Genomic DNA, 21,975 nt, shown 5'->3' on the forward strand with positions numbered 1-21,975 from the left:
ACCCTGTGATCTGTAAAACAGATATCCACATGATCGTGCTTTGCAGCAGGGGTATCGGCAGTGACGATTCTGAGATTGCCCGACATACCCAGATGAATCATCAGATAGCCCTGTGGAAAGCGGAATAACAGGTACTTGCCTCGCTGCCGCCCCTCCAGCAATACCATCCCGCAAAGTTTTTCAGGCAGATCTGCCGGTATCGGCCAGCGCAAGCGGGATTCCCGCACCATAACGGTCTGAACCTTTTTACCAAGAACATGCGGTAGAACACCCCGCAATGTCACTACCACCTCCGGCAATTCCGGCATAATTCACTCCCGTAAACAGCTCGCGACCAAAATCTCTGGCATACTCTAAGTTCCAATCAGGGGCATCAGCCAAGCCGGTGCCAGGTACTGCTCACTTCCTATTCAAAACAGGTATCCACTATGGCCCTAGGCAGGCGCAAAGTCGCGGAAGAACAGACGGATATCGATATGACACCGATGCTGGATGTCGTCTTTATCCTGTTGATCTTTTTTGTGGTGACCGCCTCGTTTGTCCGTGAGGCGGGCATCGATATCAACCGCCCACCGATCAGTGACGAGCCACCACCGGACAGTCAACCAACAGCTGTTATTTTTCGCATCGCTGAAGATAACACGGTCTGGCTCGAAGGACGGCGCATTGATATTCGCTCAGTTCGCGCCAATGTCGAAAGAGTCTATGCCGAAAACCCGCAGACAAAAGTCATTATTGAAGCGCACCCCCGCGCAAGAACCGACACCTTTGTGTTGATTTCGGATCAGGCCAGAGAGGCGGGGATATACGATATCGCTCTCACCACCACAAAATAGCTGAAAAGATACGTGGCACAAAAAAGCCCCGACTGTTGCGGGGCTCATTCGGTAGTCACAAAAATCCGTAACTGTCTGGCGGCGGATTACTTGATTTTCGCCTCCTTGTAGGGGACATGCTTGCGCACCACCGGATCGTACTTGCTGAACTCCAGTTTTTCCGGCTGGGTACGCTTGTTCTTGGTAGTCGTGTAATAGTGTCCGGTGCCAGCACTGGATACCAACTTGATTTTGTCGCGATTTGACTTGGCCATGGTTAGTCTCCTTAAACCTTAGCATCGCGCTTGCGGATATCCGCCAGCACTTGGTCGATACCGAGCTTGTCAATAATACGCATACCTTTTGATGAAATGCGCAACTTGATAAAACGTTTCTCCGCCTCTACCCAAAAACGGTGGGTGTGCAGGTTGGGCTCAAACCGGCGACGGGTTCTGTTTTTGGCGTGGGATACATTGTTCCCTGTCATCGGTTTTTTGCCGGTGACCTGACATACTTTGGACATTGCTTTGCCTCTGCTATTGGCGTCACCGCGTGGGGCGACCGCTTTTGAAACCTGGCCGTTAAACCTGTTGCCGGGGGACACCCCGAAAAGAGCCGCGTTTTATACCAGAACATCTGCCTTAAATCAAACACATTAAGTGAATTGATCGGCGGCTTAACACATCAGATCATCCCTCTCTCGGCCAGGGAAACGGTATGACCACTGCCCACAATCACATGATCCAGGATCCGCACATCCACCAATTGCAGTGCTTCCTGCAATTGACGGGTAATGTGTCGATCCGGGTCGCTGGGCTCAGCCACGCCAGAGGGGTGATTATGGGCACAGATGACCGCTGCCGCGTTGTGATACAACGCTCGCCTGACCACTTCACGAGGGTGGACACTGGCACTGTTGACCGTGCCAAAAAACAGCTTTTCCCAGGCAATCAAACGATGCTGATTATCGAGAAACAGCACACCAAAGACCTCCTGCTGACAATGAACCAACTGTGCCAGCAGGAACTCTCCAACGCTGGCTGGATTGCTGAATACTTGATCCCGTTGCAGGGTTTCTCCAAGGTGGCGCCTCGCCAGCTCGATCACCGCTTGCAGCTGGACAAATTTGGCTTCACCCAGTCCGCGGGCCCGGCAAAAAGTAGACTTATCCGCAGCGAGCAGCTGACCGAGGTTGCCAAACTGATGCAGCAGTGAGCGAGCCAAGTCTACAGCCGACTGCCCGGCACAACCGGTGCGCAGGAAAATTGCCAGCAACTCGGCGTCGGAAAGTGTCTCCGCACCTCTCATCATGAGTTTTTCCCGGGGCCGTTCGCCCTCGGGCCAGTCTCGAATCGACATAACACCTCCCTGTGCCATCAATAATGTAACCCCTGACTACGCAAACCTCCATGGCAATGTTATCTTAACCTTCCCGGTGTTGCTTACTTTACAGGATTCACTCGATGCTCTCTCTGGCAAACAAACGCGTACTGTTGGGCATAACCGGTGGCATAGCCGCCTATAAAAGCGCCGACATTGTCCGTCGCCTGCAGGATGCCGGTGCCGATGTACAAGTGGTAATGACCAGGGCAGCCACAGAGTTCATTACACCGTTGACGCTACAGGCACTTTCTGGGCACCGCGTCCATCTGGCTCTACTCGACCCGGAAGCAGAGGCTGCCATGGGCCATATCGAATTGTCCCGCTGGGCCGATGTCATCCTGATCGCCCCGGCCACTGCGGATTTTATGGCCAAACTGGCCAATGGTGAAGGCAGTGATTTGCTGTCCACCATCTGTCTGGCCAGCCGATCAACGCTGGCCATTGCACCGGCCATGAACCAGGGCATGTGGCGCAACCCCAGCACCCAACATAATCTGGAGCATTTGCGTGGGCGGGGCGCACATATCTTCGGCCCCGCCGAGGGCAGCCAGGCCTGTGGCGACACCGGACCCGGCAGGATGGCCGAGCCACAGGACATTGTTGAACTCACTGCCGACCTGTTTGAAACCGGTACGCTGGCGGGCAAAAAAGTCGTGATCACTGCGGGGCCCACCCGGGAGGCGATTGATCCGGTGCGCTATATCAGCAACCACAGCTCCGGAAAGATGGGTTATGCCCTAGCGGAAGCCGCTGCAGAAGCCGGGGCAGACACGGTTCTGATCAGCGGCCCGGTTAATCTCACACCCCCTGATCGAGTAAAAACCATCCACGTCACCAGCGCCCTGGAGATGCACGAGGCGGCACTGGCTGAAGCCGGGAACTGCCAGTTATTCATTGCTTCAGCCGCTGTGGCCGATTATCGGCCCGCCCGGGTAGCCGCGCAGAAAATAAAAAAAACCGCTGATCAGATAACCATTGAACTGGTGAAAAACCCGGATATCGTGAGTGCGGTTGCAGCATTGCCCAATCGGGCTTTTACGGTGGGCTTTGCGGCGGAAACAACCCATGTGGAAGACTTTGCCCGCAGCAAACTGGAACGAAAAAAACTCGATCTGATCATCGCCAATGATGTCTCTGATCGGACCATTGGTTTTAACAGTGATGACAACGCTGTACTGGTTGTGGAAATGCAGGGCAGCGAAGTCATCCCGAAAATCAACAAGTCCATTCTGGCGCGCCAGTTAATTGCCAGAATTGCAGACATGCTACCCACCGACTAGGGCGATATGACAAATCCCGAACCCAAACGCCGCATGATCCGCCTGACGCTGAGCAAGCATCCTGTTTTGAGCGGGGTTCTGGCGCTGCTATTCTGCACTGCCGGTATCATTTCCTATCTGCTGCACCACCAGCTTATGGACAGCGCCAAAGCGTCCCTTGCCACATCGCTCGCCACTGAATACGCCACCAGACAACGTCTGTTGCTCAACAGTTATGTTGACCAACAGGTACAGCAATTGCAGACCCTGTCGCAGGATGATCTGTTCGTCAACGCGCTCGCTGCCGCCGACCCAGCCATGCTGACACGCATGGAGCAAAGGATGAAAAAGCTGATCGCAGACCTGAACAATGGTTATCTGCTGCTGCCGGGAGATGCCCGTCTCACGGAAACGAACAACTTCATTGGCCAGCAATTGTCCCGACAAGTAGTGGCCGGTGAAACACCACAACCCGTCGCGGCGAAGGTCGGAGAAGACTGGGAACTGTTGTTTGCCTATCCGGTAAAAAATGCAGAGGGTGTCATCCTCGGCTCATTGCTGGCCATACTGTCGATTGAACCGCTCACTAAAGCACTTGCCCGGGAGGTCGATCCTGCACTGGGAACAACCGAGCTTCTGCAGCAAATACCCGGGGCTCAGGCCAGGCCTTTTCTGGCCGTGACCAACAAATCCAAGACCGTGGATGCCGTCATACAGAACACACGCATCAACGCATGGCAACTAGGCTTCACGGGCAGTACAGCCTTGTTGAACAGGGTAACTCCCTCTTACATGGAGTTTTTGTTGTTGACTGGTGCTGTAGTCGGCATCACCTTACTTCTGGCCTACCTGGCCATTCGTATTGCCCTCCACCGGGGTCGACGGCAAAAAAGAAAGCATCGCGTATCTGACAAGCCACCAGCCACTAAAACGGTAACTCCTGTCTACGAGACCTTTGATGACACAACGGCCACCGAATCAACGTCAGATGAGCTTCAACAGCCGCCAACCCATGACACAGAATCCGGAGCCCCTGACAATCACGATAGCCATACTGACCATACAGAGAGCAATGACGAGACACCGGATATCCCGACTGTGGTATTTCGCGATTATGACATTCGGGGCCTGGCGGGCTCACAACTAACCCCGGCCTTCGCCCTCAGTCTTGGTAAGGCTCTTGCCCGCCGGGCAATGATGGTGGATGAGCACACCCTGATCACCGGCTATGATGGGCGGCAATCCAGCCCACAATTGATCGAGTCACTCGAAGAGGGGATTCGCAGCACCGGATGCAACGTCATCCATCTGGGTGCAGTGCCAACCCCTCTACTCAATTTTGCCACCAACCACCTGCAACAGACGGAGTGTGGGGTGATGGTGACGGCCAGCCATAACCCGGCACACTACAACGGATTCAAGATTTTCTTTCAGCACCACGCACTCTGCGGACCGGAAATCGCGGCACTGCGGACCGAAATGATGGAAGACTACCCCGACAAACCCCATGGAGAGCGCCAGGAACTGGATATTGCGAGTGCTTATATTCAGTCCATCACCAGCGACGTGGTTCCCGCCCAGCATCTCAAGGTGGTACTGGATGCCGGCAATGGCATCGCAGGCGAGCTGGCATCGCGGGTACTGGAGGCAATTGGCTGCGATGTCATCCCACTCTACTGTGATGTAGACGGCAGCTTTCCCAATCATGCAGCGGATCCCACCGTACCGGAAAACCTGGTAGATCTTATTGCCCATGTAAAAGACAACCAGGCGAACCTGGGGGTTGCACTGGATGGTGACGGGGATCGTATTGTCGCCATTTCTGCCAGCGGAAGAATTATCTGGCCTGATGAATTATTGATGATTTTTGCCCGTGATGTTGTATCACGACATCCGGGGGCAGACGTCGTATTTGATATCAAAAGTACCCGACGCCTCAACACATTGATCAGCAGCTACGGTGGTCGCCCGGTGATGTGGAAAACTGGCCACTCGCACATGTACAACAAGATTATCGAAAGCAAGGCACCACTGGGCGGTGAATTCAGCGGCCACATCTTCTTCCAGGATCGCTGGTTTGGTTTTGATGACGGCATCTACGCCGCGGCCCGACTGATCGAAATCATGTCGATTCGCGAGCAGGGATTGGATGAAATTGTAGCTGGCTTTGAGGAACGCTTTGCAACACCTGAAATACGAATAGAAGTCGGGGAACAGGAGAAGTTTACCCTCATCGAAAAACTGCTCGAAAAGCAGGCCTTCCAGGCGGGCAAGATATCCACCATTGATGGCATTCGGGTTGATTTCCCAAAGGCATGGGGACTGGTGAGGGCGTCTAATACCGGTCCGGCACTGACGCTTCGATTTGAAGCAGAAAGCCAGGAAGCGCTGGAAAAAATCAAATCGCTTTTCCGTCAGCAACTCCGTAGCATAGACGATCGCTTGAGCTTTTGAACCAACAGACAGCCACAGGAACACGCATGTCACTAACGCGAGAAGCCGCCTCCAATACCGCCAGGGTACTGTCCGAGGCACTGCCCTATATCCAGCGCTTTACCGGCAAGACCATCGTCGTCAAATTTGGCGGCAATGCCATGGTGGATGAAAAACTGAAAGCCAGTTTTGCCCGCGATATTGTGATGATGAAGCTGGTGGGTATGAATCCGGTGGTTGTTCACGGTGGTGGTCCACAAATTGGCGAGCTGTTGTCGCGTCTGCAGATCGAATCCCATTTTGTCAACGGCATGCGGGTGACCGACAGCAAAACCATGGACGTGGTGGAAATGGTGCTGGGCGGCGGGGTCAACAAGGAAATCGTCAACCTGATTCACCACGCCGGCGGCAAGGCCGTTGGTATTACCGGCAAGGACGGTCAGTTAATCAAGGCCCGCAAACTCAAGGTTAGCCGGCACACGCCCGAAATGGCAGCACCGGAAATCATTGATATCGGCCATGTGGGTGAAGTCGAGTCAGTCAATACCGGGGTTATCGACATGCTGACCAACAGTGACTTTATTCCCGTAATCGCACCCATCGGCGTCGACAGTGAAGGCAACTCCTACAACATCAATGCGGACCTGGTTGCCGGCAAAATCGCCGAAGTCCTCAAAGCAGAAAAGTTGATTCTGCTCACCAATGTGGCGGGCCTGCAAGACAAAAACGGTGAGGTTTTGACCGGCCTATCCACCCGGCAAGTGGATGCACTGATCGCAGATGGCACGATCTACGGCGGAATGTTGCCGAAAATTCGCTGTGCTTTGGATGCCGTCAAGGGGGGCACCAAAACAGCCCATATTATCGACGGCAGGGTCAACCATGCCACACTGCTGGAAATCTTTACCGATCAGGGTGTCGGCACATTGATCACGGATGAAGCGGCAGAGATAACCGGATGATAAAAACAGAAAAAATTTCCAGAAAACAGCACATTCTGCAAGCCCTTGCAGCCATGCTGGAAGCGGCCCCCGGTGGACGCGTCACCACCGCTGCCCTCGCTTTGGAGGTCGGTGTATCCGAGGCTGCACTCTATCGGCACTTCCCGAGTAAAACCCGGATGTACGAGGGGTTGATCGATTTTATCGAAGAGACCCTGTTTACCCGGACGCGTACAATCATTGCTGAAGAACCGGATGCCGCCAGTCGCTGTTACCGTATTCTGACCCTGTTGCTCACATTTGCCGAACGGAACCCGGGGATCACCAGGTTACTCACCGGCGATGCACTGACCGGTGAGACAGAAAAGCTGCACAAACGAATACAGCAATTATTCGACCGACTGGAAACCCAGCTAAAGCAGATTCTGCGCGAGGCAGAGATCTCCGAAAACCTGCGTCCGGCCATCACAGTGACGGCCGCAGCCAATCTGATACTGGCGCTGGCCGAGGGCAAGATAAGCCAGTTTGTGCGCAGCGAATTCAGTCGGTTGCCGACGGCGAACTGGCAGGAGCAGTGGTCGGTAGCTGCGAAGGTATTTTTTCGGGATTCAACGTCCTAAATCGGGCCTTATAGCGCTCGTACCGCGCCGCCACCGCGTCATATTCCTGCCTGCGAAGCAACAACATTTGCTGGGCATCCCGGGACAGACCAGTGACCTCGTCCATTCGCGCCAACAGCGCCTCAGGTATTTTTTCGCCGGCCAGCTGATGCCGGACTGCCCTGGCTCTGGCTCTCTCGAGCTGTTCTGCATTTTTGGCCCGGTTGGACTCGATAATCTCTATCTCCCGGGCCAACTGCTCTAGCCGCCGCTCACCGGCAGCATCGATCTCCCCAGCATCGCTGTAGCTACGCAGTAAGAACTGGTCCTCCTTGAGTTGATCCGCCTGGCTTGCCGCGTCAGATACCGTCCCCTCTTCTGCCTCCACGGGCTGATGCGGAGGAACAGTTTCCACCACCCTGCCTGTGCTGCTGAGCACCTCATAACCTTTGGAAATGTACTCCGGTGGCACCTGATGGTCGATGACCAGATTGCCCTCACTATTGCGGTAGCGGAAAAGATTACCGGCCTCTGCTACCATGGACACCAGACAAAATAATGCCAACACCAGGCGCCAGCTGTATTTGCTGTTATTGCTTAAATTGGTCATAAAGACAGTCCGATTTGCAAAAATCACTGGTTCTGTGGAGCCTCAAGACAGTTTGCCCATTTTGGAAACCCAATCTGTCGGTTATCATACACTCTCCCAAAATCAGGGGCGATCATGCGAATTATCAGTGTTGCCGTGGACGGCATCCAACAGGCTGCCGATCAGGGGTTGTTCCAGTGGCTGGCCTCCCAGGAGGCTCATATAATATGTCTCCAGGATCTCAGAATGCCGGAACCGGTTCTCGCTTCTCGCCCTGAGTTCCAGCTTGACGGCTACTTCAGCTATTTCTTCGACGCACCCCAACCGGAGCAGAATGGTGTCGCCATTTACACCAGGGATATGCCCAAGGCGATCATGTACGGTTTTGGTGCCAGCAACGGCGAAGATATGAATGGGCGCTATCTGCAAGCCGACTTCGAGCACGTCAGCATCTGTTCACTGCTGGCCCCCCATGCCTGCGACGACACCAGCCAGGGGACCAAAGACCGTTTTTTCCGCGATCTGCTGGCGCATTTCAGCAAGATCAGCAACAAACGCCGTGACTACATTTTTTGTGGCGGCTGGAATATTGCTCACCGCTCAATTGATGTGAGCAAACCCGATACCTGCAGCGATCTATCCGGTTTCCTGCCACACGAGCAGCAGTGCCTGAACCAGGTATTCGGTGACATCGGTTATGCCGATGCCTTTCGGCTCTACAACGCCGATGCAGACGAATTCACGTATTGGCCTGCCGACAAACAGAATGAGGGCACAGGATGGCGGACTGATATGCAGGTCGTATCAAAAAGTCTCACCAAGCGTGTGGAATATGCTGTGATCTACAAGGTCAAGCTGTTTTCCCGTCACCTGCCGGTAATTGTCGATTATGATCTGGAAGCACTCTGACCGTGGCGGCGAGCAAACAGCATGCTAACCTTGCACCAATACATACCCCTCTTTAGACTGCCAAAATACCGGCAAAAGCCGGATACTCATTGAAACCCAGATACTCGTTGAACCATTGATGCCTGATGCAATTCCGGAAAATTCCGTTGGTATTGTGACACCGCAAGCGATTCACTTTGATGAACCGCTCATGCTTGCCTGCGGCAAAACCCTCGACAATTACACGCTGATGTTGGAAACCTACGGTGAGTTGAACGCCGATGCCAGCAATGCCATTCTCATCTGCCACGCCCTCAGTGGCCATCATCATGCTGCCGGGTATCACAGCAAAGCCGATCAGCGGCCCGGCTGGTGGGACAATCACATCGGGCCGGGCAAACCCTTCGACACCAACCGTTTTTTCATCGTCTGTCCCAACAATATCGGCGGCTGTCACGGCAGCACCGGCCCGGTGTCGCTCAACCCTGAAACCGGGCAACCATGGGGTCCGGACTTCCCGCCCCTGCGAGTCAGAGACTGGGTAGAAAGTCAGGCACGTCTGGCAGATAAACTCGGCATCCGCCAATGGGCCGCCATCGCTGGCGGCAGTCTCGGTGGCATGCAGGTCATGCGCTGGGCTCTGGAATATCCGGACCGTCTGCGTCACGCGATCGTCATTGCCTCGGCCCTGAAACTCAGCGCACAAAACATCGCTTTTAACGAAATCGCCCGCAATGCGATCAGATCCGATCCCGAGTTCCGCGACGGGCGCTATCTGGAACAACACACCCTGCCGCGAAACGGACTCGGACTGGCCCGCATGATCGGTCATGTCACCTATTTGTCAGATGAGATGATGGGCAATAAATTCGGCCGGGAACTGCGTTCCGGTTCCTTTCAGCGCGGACAGGATGCGCCCATTGAATTCCAGGTGGAAAGCTACCTGCGCCACCAGGGTGACGCCTTTTCCGGTGCCTTTGATGCCAATACTTACCTGTTGATGACAAAAGCGCTGGACTATTTTGATCTCGCCCGCGAGTACGACCACGACCCGGTTGAGGCCTTCCGACAGGCCCGCTGCGACTTTCTTGTGGTGTCTTTTTCCAGCGACTGGCGCTTCTCGCCGGAACGCGCTGCTGAGATTGTTGATGCACTGATTGCGGCCGATAAAAATATGGCCTACACAGCCATTGAATCCAATCTCGGTCACGATGCATTTCTGTTGCCAAACCAACGCTATGAGCGAGTACTCACTGCCTATATAAATCGCATTGCAGAAGAGATTTCATGACGATGACGATACGTACCGACCTGAACATTATTCAGCAGTGGATCAATCCGATGAGCCGTATTCTGGACCTTGGTTGCGGCGATGGGGAACTGTTGCAGACCCTCGGCGAGACAAAGGGTGTGTGGGGCTACGGACTGGAGATTGATGCCGAAAAAATTACGTCCTGTGTTGCACGGGGTATCAATGTTATTGAGGCCGATCTCGACGAGGGTCTCACCCAGTTTTCCGACAACAGTTTTGACACCGTCGTCATGACCCAGGCCCTTCAGGCAATGCGTTATCCTCACCTGGTATTGGGAGAAATGTTGCGCGTTGGCAAGCAGTGTGTAGTGACATTTCCCAATTTCGGCAACTGGCGTGCCCGCAGCTATCTGCTGTCACGGGGCCGCATGCCGGTCACCAAACAGCTCACCTTCCAGTGGTACGACACGCCCAATATTCACTTTTGTACCGTAAAGGATTTTGAGGCACTCTGTACGGAAAAGCGCATCCAGATATTACATCGGGAATTTGTCGCAGAGCGACTACCGGACAGGCACATGAAAAGCATCTGGCCGAACATGTTCAGTGACACCGCCATCTACCATTTGAGCAAGTAGGCCCACTCATGACACACAGCAACAACCTGAACACAACCCTGTTACTTTTGTTACTTCTGCTAATCACAGGACTGAGCGTCAATGCCCTGGCTGACAACCGCCCCTACAGGGAATACGGTGACCTGAAGATATTTTTCAGTGCCTTCAACAGCAGCTTTATCCAGCCGGATGTGGCCAGCTCATATAACATCACTCGTGGCAAGGACAAAGGTCTGGTAAATATTGCCGTGGTCAAAAATGACCGGGCGGGCGGTGTTCCTGCTCTGGTCAAAGGCAGGGTCTCAAATATCTTTGGGCAACAGCAGGTGTTGGAATTCGCCGAAATCCGCGAAGGAGAAGTGGTCTACTACCTGGCCCCATTCCGTTTTGACAGGGAAGACTGGATGACCTTCAACATCGATGTCAGGCCGGACCCCGACAAACCGACCCATTCGCTGACTTTTCAACGCAAATTTTACGTCGATGAATAATGCTTTGTTCATTCGCGCCGCAATCATGCGGTTACTGTCAACCTCTCTACTCTCCTGCTGATCATGAAAATTGTTCTCGCCACCGGCAACAAAGGCAAACTTACCGAGTTTCAACACCTGTTTGAATCTCTCCCCTTCGATATCCTGCCACAATCCGATTTTGAGGTTCCAGAAGGGATAGAAGACGGCCTGAGTTTTGTGGAAAACGCCCTGATCAAGGCACGGCAGGCCTCTCGCTTTACCGGCCTGCCAGCCATAGCAGATGACTCCGGCCTCGAAGTGGATGCACTCAACGGTGCCCCCGGTATATATTCGGCACGCTTCTCCGGAGAAAATGCCACCGATCAGCAAAACAACCTGCGATTATTGACACTGCTTCAGAATGTACCCCGGGAACAGCGAACGGCCCGCTTTCATTGCCTGCTGGTATTTTTGCGCCATGCGGAGGATCCAACTCCGCTGATTTGTCAGGGTACCTGGGAAGGACTGATCGGCGTTACCCCCGAGGGTAACAATGGGTTTGGCTATGACCCGCTTTTTTTTATTCCCGAACTCGACTGTACCTCCGCACAACTCGGAAAAGACGAAAAGAACCGTATCAGTCACCGTGCCAAAGCCATGGCACTATTACGGGAACAACTGGCCAGCTCAAGCACATAGGGCGCAATGTGCCGTCATAACAAGTTAGAATCCACCGTCAAACCAAGGCCCATAGGTGTAGCTTTGCCCCCTCACCCCTCAGACACTCCTGCATACCGCCAGCTTCACTGGCGCAGCTACCAACGCACACCCCTGTTTGCCACAAACAGCGCCCTGCGCCCCTGGCTACTGGATCGTGGCTCACTGACCGAACGATTAATCCGGGCGAGCAAAGGCCAGTTTGAAGTAAGGGTATTGTTTCAGGGCATGGGGGTGCCGCACTTGTCCGAGCAACGCGCGCTGGACCTGCCCGCCCGGCAACGCACCCTGATCAGGGAGGTCATCCTGCTTGGCAACCATCAGGCCTGGGTTTATGCCCGCAGCATCATTCCGGTGAAAACTCTCACCGGACGGTTGCGCAGACTCCGCAAACTCGATAACCGGCCTCTCGGTGCGCTGCTGTTCAGCGACCCCGGTATGGCCCGCGGTCCCATCGAGATATCCAACCTCTCCATGTTTGAGCAAACCGTACCGACCACCTGTGGCCACCCCATTCAGGGACGCCGTTCACTGTTTTGGCTGGACAGCAAGCCACTGCTGGTGTCCGAGGTATTTTTAACGGGTTTTAGCCCTTACAATAAAATTTCCTGAATTCGCAACCATGCGGCATCTATGAACAGCCTATTACAACGACTCCCCGATTTTGTCCGGCTGATGCGCTTTGACAAACCCATCGGCACATTGCTGCTGCTCTGGCCGACACTATGGGCATTGTGGCTGGCCGCAGGCGGCGTCCCTTCCGCTAAAAATCTGCTGATCTTTGTGCCGGGCGTAATCCTGATGCGCGCCGCAGGTTGCGTCATCAATGATGTGGCTGACCGGCAAGTGGATGGCCATGTGACACGAACCCGGCACCGGCCTCTACCCAGCGGAACCATCAGCGTCCGCGAGGCAATGGTGTTGTTTGTCCTGCTTTGCCTGATTGCCTTTGCTCTGGTTTTGCTGACCAACCCGCTGACTATCAAGCTGGCACTGGTGGGAGTGGCGCTGGCAGCCTGCTACCCCTTCATGAAACGTTTTACACATCTACCCCAACTGGTACTGGGCGCCGCCTTTGCCTGGAGCCTGCCCATGGCCTTTGCGGCAGAAAGTAACGGCCTGCCCCGGGAAATGTGGACGCTGTACATTGCCGTGGTGCTCTGGACTGTCGCCTACGATACTTTTTATGCCATGGTGGATCGCGATGACGATATAAAGATCGGCATCAAATCAACCGCCATCCTGTTTGGCGATATGGATATCCCGATTACCGCCTGCCTGCAATGCCTGGTCTTGATCGCGCTGTTGATGACTGGGGTAAATTTCGGTCGCGGTGGCTGGTTTTTTCTGTCTCTGCTGGTGACGGCGCTGTTGTTTCTCTTCCAGCAATATCTGATCCGCCACCGCGAGCGCGACGCTTGCTTCCGTGCTTTTCTCAATAATCATTACGTCGGCGCCATTATTTTTATTGGCCTGGTGGCAGACTATCAGCTCACGGCCGACTAGACGCCGGCCAATCTTTCATCGCCTGTCATATTTTTGTCATGCTAAGGTCATGTAATAGATGTCGAGACATCAATGATGAAAAACCTATGAGCGAAAAAACTGTACTGGTTGTCGACGACGAAACGGCCATTCGTGACATGATCTGCTCGGCACTGGATGTGGTGGGGTTTGACACCCTGCAGGCCGAAAACGCCCAGCAGGCCCACGCCATGATTATCGACCACAAACCGGATCTGGTCTTACTCGACTGGATGATGCCGGGCACTAGCGGCATTGAGCTGATCCGACGGCTACAGCGGGATGACCTGACGAAAAATATACCGGTCATCATGCTGACCGCCAAGGCCAGTGAAGACAACCTGATCCAGGGCCTCGATGTGGGTGCAGACGACTACATCACCAAACCGTTTTCACCCCGTGCCCTGGTGGCCCGTATCAATGCTGTACTGCGCCGCGCCGAACCGGAATTGCCCCCGGAACCCATCGAGGTAGATCAACTGCTGTTCGATCCTATCAGTCACCGGGTCACAATCGATGGCCAACCCGTATCCATGGGGCCCACGGAATTTCGGCTGTTGAGTTTCTTTCTCACGCACCAGGAACGCGTCCATTCCCGCGACCAGATCCTCAATCATGTTTGGGGCGGCAACGTCTACATGGATGAGCGAACGGTGGATGTGCATATTCGCCGCTTGCGCAAGGCAATTTCCCTTGCCGGGCAGGATCGCTTCATACAGACTGTGCGGGGCGCGGGTTACCGTTTTTCCACCAAGGTTTATGAAGAATAGGATCTGCATTGCACCGAGGGCTTAAGGCAGAAATACGGCGGATTATTCTGCTCACCCTGTTTCTACTACTGACAGGATTTTTATGGGGTCACATCCTGCTTACCCTACTCCTGGGTGGCAGCCTCTATATGTTGTGGACCTTCGCCCATATCTCCCGACTCTATGATTGGCTTGACCAGAGCGCCGAGGGACCACCACCCGAGGCAAGTGGAGTCTGGGGCGACATGACCGACTATCTCTATCGGATGCAGCAACGCAACGAACGCGCTAAACAAAGCCGTCGGCAACTGGCCGATCGCGTACAGGACATTACCTCTGCATTGGCTGATGGCATCATTCTACTCACCCCCGATCGGGAGCTCGAATGGTGGAATCCGGCCGCTGAACGACTGCTTGGTCTGGTGAAACAGGACCGCGGCCAATCAATGACCAACCTGGTTCGCGACCCCCGTTTCGTGGTGTTTATTCAAAGTGATATGCTGCCCCCACCGCTGGAGCTGAGCTCACCACAGAACCCGACCAAAACCCTGCTATTTACCGCCGCAACTTTTGGTGATGGCAATATCATCCTGGTGGTACAGGACATCACCCGGCTGCGCAATCTTGAACAGATGCGCCAGGATTTTGTCGCCAATATTTCGCACGAACTGCGCACCCCTCTAACCGTCTTGTCGGGCTATATCGAAACTCTTCAAGACAATGCCGACCAGTTGCCCAAACCCTGGGCAAAAGCACTGTTGCAGATGGGCCAGCAGACGGAGCGTCTCAATGCCCTGGCGAATGATCTGGTGATGCTGTCACAGCTGGAATCCAATCGTAAACCCCCCTCGCGAACACCGATCAGGTTGGATCAATTGCTACAGCAGATAGCCGAGGACGCCCGCATGGTGGCTGGCGATAAATACCTGATTGAAACTGACTGTGCGACAGATACCCCATTCAAAGGGGAATACAAGGAACTATACAGCGCCTTCTCGAATCTCGTATTCAATGCCATGAAACATAATCCAGCTGGCGTGCGTATTCGCGTACACTGCTTTCATACCGCGTCAGATATCATTGTGGAAATCTGCGATAACGGTTCCGGCATTGATCCAAAGCACCTGCCCCGGCTGACCGAACGCTTTTATCGGGTTGATCAGAGTCGCGCCACCAGTACCGGCGGGACAGGACTGGGGCTAGCCATTGTCAAGCACGTGTTGATGCGCCACGGCGGATCACTGAAAATCGACAGTACACTGGGTAAAGGCAGCTGCTTTCGCTGCCAGTTGCCCCTGCTGACTTGATGATATAACTGTTCACATTTCCAACCCCATAGGACCAATCCCACAGGAAAGAGATGCAATATCGACCATTAGGAGCCTCCGGGCTGTCCATCAGCGCCATTGGCCTCGGCACCATGACCTGGGGCGAGCAGAACAGCCGTGAAGACGCCTTCAGGCAGCTGGATTGTGCCCTGGATAACGGTATCAACTTTGTGGATACCGCAGAGATGTATCCGGTACCACCCAACGCACAAACCCAGGGCTTGACTGAACAATACCTCGGTGACTGGCTGACCCGCTCGGGGCGTCGCAAAGATCTGATTCTGGCGACCAAAGTGACCGGTGGCGACGGCAACAACAGCGGTTTTGAGTATCTCCGGAGCGGTCCACGGCTGAACCGCAAACAGATTTTTCAGGCACTGGACGATTCCCTGCGCCGACTGCAGACCGATTATGTCGATTTATATCAGGTGCACTGGCCGGAGCGCCCCGCCAACATTTTTGGCCGCACAGCACCCGGTGACTATTCGCTGGCTGACTACACCCCCATCGGCGAAACCTGGGAGGCACTCAACGAATTGGTAAAACAGGGCAAAGTCCGGCAGATCGGCGTATCCAATGAAACTCCCTGGGGTCTGATGCAATACCAGGCTGCCGCTGTCGCCGGCCATGGCGCACCGGTTGTCAGCATTCAGAATCCCTACAATCTGTTGAACCGTCAGTTCGAGGTCTCGTTGGCAGAATGGTCGCTCAATGAACAGATCGGCCTGCTCGCGTACTCACCATTGGCCTTTGGCATGCTTTCGGGCAAATACCTGCAGGGCCGGCGACCGGCCGACGGGCGGCTGACGCTGTTTGAGCGTTTTCAACGCTACAATCACCCCACTGCCTTTCAAGCGACCGAACGCTATGTGGCGCTGGCCAGACAGTATGATATTTCACCGGTACACTTGGCACTGGGCTTCATTCACCGGCAACCGTTTGTCGCCTCAACCATTATCGGTGCCACCACCCTGCCGCAGCTGCAGGAAAATATCGACAGCCTCTACACCCCCATGGGCGAAGCACTGTTGGCGGACATTGATCTGATCCACCGGGATATCAGCAACCCCGCTCCCTGAGAGGCAGACATTGGATATTCGTGTTCTCGACAGTATCGACCAGTGTGATGCCGGAGCATGGGATGCTCTGTTCAACAGTGACTATCCTTTTCTACAGCACCGTTTTCTGTCATTGCTGGAACGTTCCGGCAGTGCCTGTGCAAATACGGGCTGGCACCCGCAACACCTGTTGTTGAACGAAGGCGAGGTGACTGTTGCAGCGCTTCCGCTGTACCGTAAAACCCATTCTCGAGGCGAATACGTCTTTGATTGGGGCTGGGCGGAGGCCTATCGCGGTCACCGCCTCGACTATTACCCGAAACTGCTCAGTGCCGTGCCTTTTACGCCTGCGGCAGGGCCCCGCCTCGGCCTGTTACCCGGTATCAGCCTGAGCGAGATCAGCCCTCTCCTGCTGACCACTATTCAGCAGCTGGCTGACCAGCAGCGCGCTTCCGGCTGGCATCTGCTCTTTCCACCTGCAGAGCTATCCAAATCGATGAAGACGGCTGGGGCGATGCTGCGCAGCGGCATTCAGTATCTGTGGAATAATTCAGATTATCGGGATTTCGCCGATTTTACCGACACGTTCCCTTCGAGAAAACGGAAAAATATCCATCGGGAAAGACGTGTCTGCAATGGTGGCGGGCTGTTTGTCGAACGGCTTACCGGCACACAGATCAGCGCTGACTGGTGGGAATTCTTCTTTGTGCTCTACCACAGCACCTACATCAAACACAGCGGCAACAGCGGTTATCTGACTCAGGCCTTTTTTCACCAACTGGGGCAAATCATGTCTGACCAGGTGATGATGGCAGTGGCGACTGAAGGGCAGGAAAAAGTCGCTGCCGCACTGTTTTTCCATGATAGGGAAAACCTATATGGCCGCTACTGGGGATGTACTCGGGAGTACGATTTTCTGCATTTTGAACTTTGCTACTACCAGGGTATCGAATTCGCGATTGAACGTGGATTGAGCAGATTTGATGCCGGTGCGCAGGGTGAACACAAAATCAAGCGGGGGTTTGAGCCTACGGAGAATTGTTCTGTCCACTGGATCAGGCACCCCGATTTTGCCACCGCCATCGGTCGCTTCCTGAAGGAGGAGCGCCAATACGTACTCAACTATATTCAGGAAGCCCGGCGACAGTTACCATACAAAACCACCGATCAATAAACTCGCCCCGTTTCCCCTTTGGAGGAATCTATTCGTGAAAGCCCCTGCTTGGTTACTGGCCTTCAGTCTGCTGTTACTGCCCGCTGCCAGTCAGGCATCCAGCCAGCTGGAAATCGACCTGTTTGTGCAGGAAACCCTGGCCGATTTTTACAAGCAATCCCCTGCTGGCCGGGAACTGGCCTCCCGGGCCAAGGGCATGCTGGTTTTTCCGAAAATCTACAAAGCCGGCTTCTGGGTCGGTGGTGAATATGGGGAAGGCGCCCTGCGTATTGGCGGCAACACAGTGGGGTATTACAACATCGCCTCGGCATCACTGGGGCTGCAACTGGGTGTCCAGAAGAAATCCCAGATCATCCTCTTCATGACCGATAATGCATTGCAGAAATTCCGCAACAGTCAGGGCTGGGAAGCCGGGGTTGACGGCAGTGTCGCCATTGCCAGCTTTGGCGCGGGGGAAGAGCTTGACACCAAAACCTTCCAGCAACCGATTATCGGCTTTGTCTTCTCGAACAAGGGCTTGATGTACAACCTGACCATCGAAGGGGCGAAGATAACGCCCATTCAGCCGGGCTGATTCAACGTTTTAACACTACTTACGCCCGCTGCCAGACCAGCAGACGATTATTGGCCGGCATGGCGTGGTCATCCAGCAATGTCAGCCCGGCCTCGCTGGCCAGCCGATTAACCGCGTCAAAATCACGGATTCCCCGATGCGGGGCATTCTGCTTCAGCATCTGATCGAAACGGGCATTACTGTCACTGGTAAATTCACCGCCATAGTTAAATGGCCCGTAAATCACCACCTGCGCGCCCGGCTGTAACAGCTTTTCAAGCCCGGCAAACAGGCTGATCACCGATTCCCAAGACATAATGTGACAGGTGTTGGCGGTAAAGACCGCATCTGCAGCGGTCACCGGCCAGGGCTGGCGGTCCACGTCCAACACCACCGGCCGGCGCAGATTATCGGCGGGATACTCGTCAAGCCACGCATTGATAGCGCCGTGATTCTCCGCCAGATCCGAGGTTTGCCAGACCAGGTGGGGCATTCGGGGAGCAAAGTACACAGCGTGCTGACCGGTGCCGCTGCCCACCTCAAGTACATGGCAGGAATGCGCAAAGACATTCTCCAAAACCTGCAAAATCGGCTGCCGGTTATTTTCACAGGCCTGTGAAAAGGGTTTCTCCACCATCATGCTGTCTGCTCCGCCTGATCGCGGGTGAAAACCCATTCCCGGGCTGACGACATGGCGGGCTGAAACGCATAGCCACCGAGATCAAACGCCTTGATGTCCTCGGGATCATCAATCCGCTCTTGAATCAGGTAACGACTCATCAACCCGCGAGCCTTTTTGGCATAAAAACTGATGATTTTGTATTTGCCGTTTTTCCAGTCCTTGAATACCGGGGTAATGATGTCGGCATTCAGTACACCGGGCTGTACTGCCCTGAAGTACTCGTTGGAAGCCAGATTCAGCAATACCGGTCGCGACATGGCCGCCAGTTCAGCATTCAACCCGTCGGTAATTTTTCCACCCCAGAACTGATAGAGATCGGCACCGCGCGGATTGGCCAGGCGGGTTCCCATTTCCAGCCGGTAGGGTTGCATCAGATCCAGTGGCCGCAACAGTCCGTAGAGTCCCGACAGAATCCGCAGATGCTGCTGCGCCCACTGCAGGTCTTCCTCCGAAAGGCTCTCCGCCGCCAGACCGGTGTAAACATCGCCCTTGAAGGCCAGCAGCGCCTGTTTTGCATTGCTGGTCGTGAACGTCGGCTGCCAGTTGAGGTAGCGGCCAAAGTTCAGATCACCCAGTTTGGCACTGATACCCATCAACTCCGATACCTGCGGTGGTGAAAGCTGCTTCAGTTCGTTGATCAACACCTTTGAATCATCCAGATAAGCGGGCAACGTGAAGGCCCCTGTGGTTGGAGGCGTTTCATAATCCAGGGTCTTGGCAGGGGAAATAACGGTCAGCATGGTTTATCCAGTGAATGTAATCATTACAGGTTACCATGGTCTATTATATTGCATTGATTGCAATCTGTTTGTCAGGAGAATCCATGTCCCGGGTCGCGCCACTTTTCTTTTCCACACTATTGATACTGGTGTCGCTCAGCGGCTGTTCCGTGAACCCCGTCACTGGCGAAAACCAGTTCTCACTGATGTCGGCGGGGCAGGAAGTGGCCATAGGTACCAGCAACTACAAGCCCTCTCAGCAATCCCAGGGGGGCCGCTACGTTATTGATCCGGAATTGCAGACCTATGTCAGCGGTGTGGGCAAGAAGTTGGCGGCCGTCAGTGACCGTCCCGATCTGCCCTATGAATTCGTGGTGCTGAACAACTCGGTACCCAATGCCTGGGCCCTGCCCGGCGGCAAAATCGCCATCAACCGCGGACTGCTCATCCAGCTTGAAGATGAATCCCAGCTCGCTGCGGTATTGGCCCACGAAATTGTCCACGCTGCCGCCCGGCACAGCGCCGCGCAGATGACTCGCGGCACCCTGATGGGTATTGGTGCGGCGGCCGTTGGTGTGGCGAGCGCAAATTATGGCCTGGGCGAGATGGGTTCGCAGATGGCACAGATGGGTGCCGCTGCCTGGATGGCAAGATACGGTCGCAGTGCCGAGCTGGAATCCGATACCTACGGCATGGATTACATGGCCCGCGCCGGTTACGACCCCTATGGGGCGGTAAAGCTGCAGGAGACCTTCGTCAAACTGAGCGAAGGTCGGCAGCAGGATTTTCTCAGCGGCCTGTTTGCCAGCCACCCGCCATCACAGGAGCGGGTTGACGCCAATCGCATCAAGGCCGCAACGCTCCCCAAAGGCGTCGTCAATCGGGATATTTACCAACTCAAAATCGCCCAGATCAAGCGCGATCAGCCCGCCTACAAGGCGCAGGAAGCGGCCATGAAAGCACTCAGTGCCGACAACCCGAAAGCCGCTCTCAGTGAACTGGACAGGGCCATTGCCATTCAACCCAATGACGGCTATTTCTGGGAGTTGCGCGGCCATGCCTGGGCCATGCAGGAAAACCTGGCCAATGCGGAACATGCCTTTACCACTGCCATCGGCAAAAACCCCGACTATTTCAGCCACCATCTGGCACGGGGCCTGCTGCGCTACGAGCAGGGCAAAAAAACCACGGCCCGCAGTGATCTGGAAAAAAGTTATACCCTTTTGCCAACCCCTTATGCCGGCTACTACCTCGGTGAGATCACGCTGGAAAGTGGCGACCAGAAAAACGCGATCAACTATTTCCAGTCCGCTGCTCAGGGCGGCGGGGAAATGGGCAAGAAAGCCCAGGCGCGGCTGGCGGTACTGGAACTGGCCACCGCTCCTCACAAATACATCATCAGCCAGTTATCCCTGACCAACGATGGCTACCTGCGCATCACCGTGAAAAACAACAGCCCGGTCACGGTCACCAGTGTGACGTTACAGGTGACCGAAATGGTGAACGCCTTTATTGCCGGCGGAAGCTCTACCATCAACGGACCGAGACAGTTATCGCCCGGCCAGCAAGTGTCCCTGAAAACCGGTATTGGCCCATTCAAGGAAAGCGAGGATGCCGCCCGCTACCGGGTTCAGGTCTCGTCTGTTGAGGTGGCCGAATAAGGGGGAAATGAACGTAGAGATGACGTTTTAGCGCATCAGCCTTTCCGTCAGGAACTGGCTACAGGCTTTAACCCGGGCATTACTGCGCAAATCCCGATGGGTCAGCAGCCACAGGTCTGACTGAAACTCCCTGTCAAGCGGGCCTAACGGTGACAGCCCATCGGCAACATCCTCCGGCAGTAATGCGATTCCAAGCCCGGCTCTCACCAGAGCCGCCATGCCTATCAGCGTGTTGGCCCGGGCGACAATATTCAGCATCGAACGGTGCTTCTCCAGCCACTGCATGGGTTGCAGTCGCAACAGCGCCTGCTCGGGGCCAATCAACGGTATGCCGGCCAATGCCTTGGCCGTGAAAACTCCGGGTGGGTCCAAGGCGAATCTTTTCGAACCATATAACTGCCAGGGCATCGTCATTAATTTTCGGCCCACCAGATGCTCCGGGGGATTATTTGTGGCACGCAGGGCAATATCGGCTTCCATGCGAGACAGGTTAAGGTCGTCACTGCCCGTCAGCAGAAGTTGGACTAACTAGCCTGTTTGTCTAAGAGATGGTTTTGGCTCATCGTTAACCCGAGAGGAACC

General features: G+C 54.7%; 26 protein-coding genes. 18 read left to right on the forward strand and 8 right to left on the reverse strand.

Annotated elements, in window-relative coordinates:
- A partial coding sequence (locus tag ACTF5G_RS05765) for a DNA-formamidopyrimidine glycosylase family protein (protein WP_438951868.1) occupies positions 1–308 on the reverse strand: 308 nt, incomplete at its 3' end.
- Positions 309–428: 120 nt separating this feature from the next.
- Here ACTF5G_RS05765 and ACTF5G_RS05770 point away from each other — a divergent pair.
- Positions 429–836 carry an ExbD/TolR family protein gene (locus ACTF5G_RS05770; protein WP_438951869.1) on the forward strand — a complete coding sequence of 136 codons (408 nt, stop codon included), beginning with the start codon at positions 429–431 and terminating at the stop codon, positions 834–836.
- 86 nt (positions 837–922) lie between these two features.
- Here the strand turns inward: ACTF5G_RS05770 and rpmG are convergent, their stop codons facing one another.
- From rpmG to radC, 3 genes are all read right to left on the reverse strand, one after another.
- Positions 923–1,090: a 50S ribosomal protein L33 gene (gene rpmG, locus ACTF5G_RS05775; RefSeq protein WP_036858763.1), complete on the reverse strand. Its 168-nt coding sequence runs from the start codon at positions 1,088–1,090 to the stop codon at positions 923–925.
- An 11-nt stretch (positions 1,091–1,101) separates the two neighbouring features.
- Positions 1,102–1,338, reverse strand: a complete 237-nt coding sequence (rpmB, locus tag ACTF5G_RS05780) for a 50S ribosomal protein L28 (protein ID WP_438951870.1) — start codon at positions 1,336–1,338, stop codon at positions 1,102–1,104.
- Between the two features lie 161 nt (positions 1,339–1,499).
- Positions 1,500–2,174, reverse strand: a complete 675-nt coding sequence (gene radC, locus ACTF5G_RS05785; protein WP_438951871.1) for a RadC family protein — start codon at positions 2,172–2,174, stop codon at positions 1,500–1,502.
- 104 nt (positions 2,175–2,278) lie between these two features.
- Here radC and coaBC point away from each other — a divergent pair, with 104 nt between their 5' ends.
- Genes coaBC through slmA form a run of 4 tightly spaced genes read left to right on the forward strand, consistent with a single transcriptional unit; the run spans position 2,279 to position 7,451 of the window.
- On the forward strand, positions 2,279–3,478 hold the full coding sequence (coaBC, locus tag ACTF5G_RS05790; RefSeq protein ID WP_438951872.1) for a bifunctional phosphopantothenoylcysteine decarboxylase/phosphopantothenate--cysteine ligase CoaBC: 1,200 nt from the start codon (positions 2,279–2,281) through the stop codon (positions 3,476–3,478).
- Between the two features lie 6 nt (positions 3,479–3,484).
- On the forward strand, positions 3,485–5,911 hold the full coding sequence (locus ACTF5G_RS05795) for a phosphomannomutase/phosphoglucomutase (protein WP_438951873.1): 2,427 nt from the start codon (positions 3,485–3,487) through the stop codon (positions 5,909–5,911).
- A 26-nt stretch (positions 5,912–5,937) separates the two neighbouring features.
- Positions 5,938–6,852, forward strand: a complete 915-nt coding sequence (argB, locus tag ACTF5G_RS05800) for an acetylglutamate kinase (protein WP_438951874.1) — start codon at positions 5,938–5,940, stop codon at positions 6,850–6,852.
- Complete coding sequence (gene slmA, locus ACTF5G_RS05805; RefSeq protein WP_438951875.1) at positions 6,849–7,451, forward strand: nucleoid occlusion factor SlmA; 603 nt, start codon at positions 6,849–6,851, stop codon at positions 7,449–7,451. Before argB ends, slmA begins: the two co-directional genes overlap by 4 nt.
- Here slmA and ACTF5G_RS05810 read toward each other — a convergent pair.
- Entirely contained in the window at positions 7,372–8,040 is a 669-nt protein-coding gene (locus tag ACTF5G_RS05810; protein ID WP_438951876.1) for a hypothetical protein, read from the reverse strand. The two genes, slmA and ACTF5G_RS05810, sit on opposite strands and share 80 nt — an antisense overlap.
- 114 nt (positions 8,041–8,154) lie before the next feature.
- On the opposite strand from ACTF5G_RS05810, the gene ACTF5G_RS05815 reads away from it, so the two are divergent.
- The 12 genes from ACTF5G_RS05815 to ACTF5G_RS05870 all read left to right on the forward strand — a co-directional run bounded on the left by ACTF5G_RS05815 (position 8,155) and on the right by ACTF5G_RS05870 (position 18,352).
- Positions 8,155–8,928: an exodeoxyribonuclease III gene (locus ACTF5G_RS05815; protein ID WP_438951877.1), complete on the forward strand. Its 774-nt coding sequence runs from the start codon at positions 8,155–8,157 to the stop codon at positions 8,926–8,928.
- A gap of 118 nt (positions 8,929–9,046) precedes the next feature.
- Complete coding sequence (gene metX / locus ACTF5G_RS05820) at positions 9,047–10,198, forward strand: homoserine O-succinyltransferase MetX (RefSeq protein WP_438951878.1); 1,152 nt, start codon at positions 9,047–9,049, stop codon at positions 10,196–10,198.
- A 2-nt stretch (positions 10,199–10,200) separates the two neighbouring features.
- The gene (metW, locus tag ACTF5G_RS05825; protein ID WP_438951894.1) at positions 10,201–10,797 is read left to right on the forward strand and encodes a methionine biosynthesis protein MetW; all 597 of its coding nucleotides are present in this window, start codon (positions 10,201–10,203) and stop codon (positions 10,795–10,797) included.
- 8 nt (positions 10,798–10,805) lie between these two features.
- Complete coding sequence (locus ACTF5G_RS05830) at positions 10,806–11,267, forward strand: DUF4426 domain-containing protein (protein ID WP_438951879.1); 462 nt, start codon at positions 10,806–10,808, stop codon at positions 11,265–11,267.
- 63 nt (positions 11,268–11,330) lie between these two features.
- A complete protein-coding gene (locus ACTF5G_RS05835; protein WP_438951880.1) occupies positions 11,331–11,927 on the forward strand; it encodes an XTP/dITP diphosphatase in 597 nt (198 codons plus the stop codon).
- A gap of 63 nt (positions 11,928–11,990) precedes the next feature.
- Positions 11,991–12,557: a chorismate--pyruvate lyase family protein gene (locus ACTF5G_RS05840; protein WP_438951881.1), complete on the forward strand. Its 567-nt coding sequence runs from the start codon at positions 11,991–11,993 to the stop codon at positions 12,555–12,557.
- 21 nt (positions 12,558–12,578) lie between these two features.
- Entirely contained in the window at positions 12,579–13,451 is an 873-nt protein-coding gene (gene ubiA / locus ACTF5G_RS05845) for a 4-hydroxybenzoate octaprenyltransferase (RefSeq protein WP_438951882.1), read from the forward strand.
- Positions 13,452–13,537: 86 nt separating this feature from the next.
- Positions 13,538–14,239: a phosphate regulon transcriptional regulator PhoB gene (phoB, locus tag ACTF5G_RS05850; protein WP_438951883.1), complete on the forward strand. Its 702-nt coding sequence runs from the start codon at positions 13,538–13,540 to the stop codon at positions 14,237–14,239.
- 8 nt (positions 14,240–14,247) lie between these two features.
- Entirely contained in the window at positions 14,248–15,525 is a 1,278-nt protein-coding gene (phoR, locus tag ACTF5G_RS05855) for a phosphate regulon sensor histidine kinase PhoR (protein ID WP_438951884.1), read from the forward strand.
- Positions 15,526–15,578: 53 nt separating this feature from the next.
- Positions 15,579–16,625, forward strand: coding sequence for an NADP(H)-dependent aldo-keto reductase (locus ACTF5G_RS05860; protein ID WP_438951885.1), 1,047 nt, complete (start codon positions 15,579–15,581; stop codon positions 16,623–16,625).
- 10 nt (positions 16,626–16,635) lie between these two features.
- Complete coding sequence (locus ACTF5G_RS05865) at positions 16,636–17,778, forward strand: GNAT family N-acetyltransferase (RefSeq protein WP_438951886.1); 1,143 nt, start codon at positions 16,636–16,638, stop codon at positions 17,776–17,778.
- Positions 17,779–17,812: 34 nt separating this feature from the next.
- A complete protein-coding gene (locus tag ACTF5G_RS05870; RefSeq protein ID WP_438951887.1) occupies positions 17,813–18,352 on the forward strand; it encodes a BPSL1445 family SYLF domain-containing lipoprotein in 540 nt (179 codons plus the stop codon).
- 19 nt (positions 18,353–18,371) lie between these two features.
- Here ACTF5G_RS05870 and ACTF5G_RS05875 read toward each other — a convergent pair whose 3' ends face one another.
- Both ACTF5G_RS05875 and yaaA read right to left on the reverse strand, forming a co-directional pair.
- Entirely contained in the window at positions 18,372–18,971 is a 600-nt protein-coding gene (locus ACTF5G_RS05875) for a DUF938 domain-containing protein (RefSeq protein WP_438951888.1), read from the reverse strand.
- The gene (gene yaaA / locus ACTF5G_RS05880; protein WP_438951889.1) at positions 18,968–19,753 is read right to left on the reverse strand and encodes a peroxide stress protein YaaA; all 786 of its coding nucleotides are present in this window, start codon (positions 19,751–19,753) and stop codon (positions 18,968–18,970) included. Before yaaA ends, ACTF5G_RS05875 begins: the two co-directional genes overlap by 4 nt.
- An 83-nt stretch (positions 19,754–19,836) precedes the next feature.
- Here yaaA and ACTF5G_RS05885 point away from each other — a divergent pair, with 83 nt between their 5' ends.
- Positions 19,837–21,393 (forward strand): M48 family metalloprotease, encoded by a 1,557-nt coding sequence (locus ACTF5G_RS05885; RefSeq protein ID WP_438951890.1) that lies wholly within the window; start codon positions 19,837–19,839, stop codon positions 21,391–21,393.
- Positions 21,394–21,420: 27 nt separating this feature from the next.
- On the opposite strand, the gene ACTF5G_RS05890 is transcribed toward ACTF5G_RS05885, so the two are convergent.
- Positions 21,421–21,873 carry a substrate-binding domain-containing protein gene (locus ACTF5G_RS05890; RefSeq protein ID WP_438951891.1) on the reverse strand — a complete coding sequence of 151 codons (453 nt, stop codon included), beginning with the start codon at positions 21,871–21,873 and terminating at the stop codon, positions 21,421–21,423.
- Positions 21,874–21,975 lie beyond the last annotated feature (102 nt).

The sequence above is a fragment of the Porticoccus sp. genome (genome assembly GCF_965660005.1).
In the GTDB taxonomy this organism is placed as follows: domain Bacteria; phylum Pseudomonadota; class Gammaproteobacteria; order Pseudomonadales; family Porticoccaceae; genus Porticoccus.

Bases quoted from the DNA above. Each gene is read 5' to 3' on its own strand.
- rpmG (WP_036858763.1), bottom strand. From the start codon at position 1,090: ATGGCCAAGTCAAATCGCGACAAAATCAAGTTGGTATCCAGTGCTGGC.
- rpmB (WP_438951870.1), bottom strand. From the start codon at position 1,338: ATGTCCAAAGTATGTCAGGTCACCGGCAAAAAACCGATGACAGGGAAC.
- ACTF5G_RS05815 (WP_438951877.1), top strand. From the start codon at position 8,155: ATGCGAATTATCAGTGTTGCCGTGGACGGCATCCAACAGGCTGCCGAT.
- ACTF5G_RS05890 (WP_438951891.1), bottom strand. From the start codon at position 21,873: ATGGAAGCCGATATTGCCCTGCGTGCCACAAATAATCCCCCGGAGCAT.
- ACTF5G_RS05810 (WP_438951876.1), bottom strand. From the start codon at position 8,040: ATGACCAATTTAAGCAATAACAGCAAATACAGCTGGCGCCTGGTGTTG.
- ACTF5G_RS05875 (WP_438951888.1), bottom strand. From the start codon at position 18,971: ATGATGGTGGAGAAACCCTTTTCACAGGCCTGTGAAAATAACCGGCAG.
- ACTF5G_RS05835 (WP_438951880.1), top strand. From the start codon at position 11,331: ATGAAAATTGTTCTCGCCACCGGCAACAAAGGCAAACTTACCGAGTTT.
- yaaA (WP_438951889.1), bottom strand. From the start codon at position 19,753: ATGCTGACCGTTATTTCCCCTGCCAAGACCCTGGATTATGAAACGCCT.
- ACTF5G_RS05770 (WP_438951869.1), top strand. From the start codon at position 429: ATGGCCCTAGGCAGGCGCAAAGTCGCGGAAGAACAGACGGATATCGAT.
- ACTF5G_RS05885 (WP_438951890.1), top strand. From the start codon at position 19,837: ATGTCCCGGGTCGCGCCACTTTTCTTTTCCACACTATTGATACTGGTG.
- metX (WP_438951878.1), top strand. From the start codon at position 9,047: ATGCCTGATGCAATTCCGGAAAATTCCGTTGGTATTGTGACACCGCAA.
- ACTF5G_RS05860 (WP_438951885.1), top strand. From the start codon at position 15,579: ATGCAATATCGACCATTAGGAGCCTCCGGGCTGTCCATCAGCGCCATT.
- ACTF5G_RS05830 (WP_438951879.1), top strand. From the start codon at position 10,806: ATGACACACAGCAACAACCTGAACACAACCCTGTTACTTTTGTTACTT.
- ACTF5G_RS05795 (WP_438951873.1), top strand. From the start codon at position 3,485: ATGACAAATCCCGAACCCAAACGCCGCATGATCCGCCTGACGCTGAGC.
- radC (WP_438951871.1), bottom strand. From the start codon at position 2,174: ATGTCGATTCGAGACTGGCCCGAGGGCGAACGGCCCCGGGAAAAACTC.
- ubiA (WP_438951882.1), top strand. From the start codon at position 12,579: ATGAACAGCCTATTACAACGACTCCCCGATTTTGTCCGGCTGATGCGC.
- coaBC (WP_438951872.1), top strand. From the start codon at position 2,279: ATGCTCTCTCTGGCAAACAAACGCGTACTGTTGGGCATAACCGGTGGC.
- slmA (WP_438951875.1), top strand. From the start codon at position 6,849: ATGATAAAAACAGAAAAAATTTCCAGAAAACAGCACATTCTGCAAGCC.
- argB (WP_438951874.1), top strand. From the start codon at position 5,938: ATGTCACTAACGCGAGAAGCCGCCTCCAATACCGCCAGGGTACTGTCC.
- phoB (WP_438951883.1), top strand. From the start codon at position 13,538: ATGAGCGAAAAAACTGTACTGGTTGTCGACGACGAAACGGCCATTCGT.
- metW (WP_438951894.1), top strand. From the start codon at position 10,201: ATGACGATACGTACCGACCTGAACATTATTCAGCAGTGGATCAATCCG.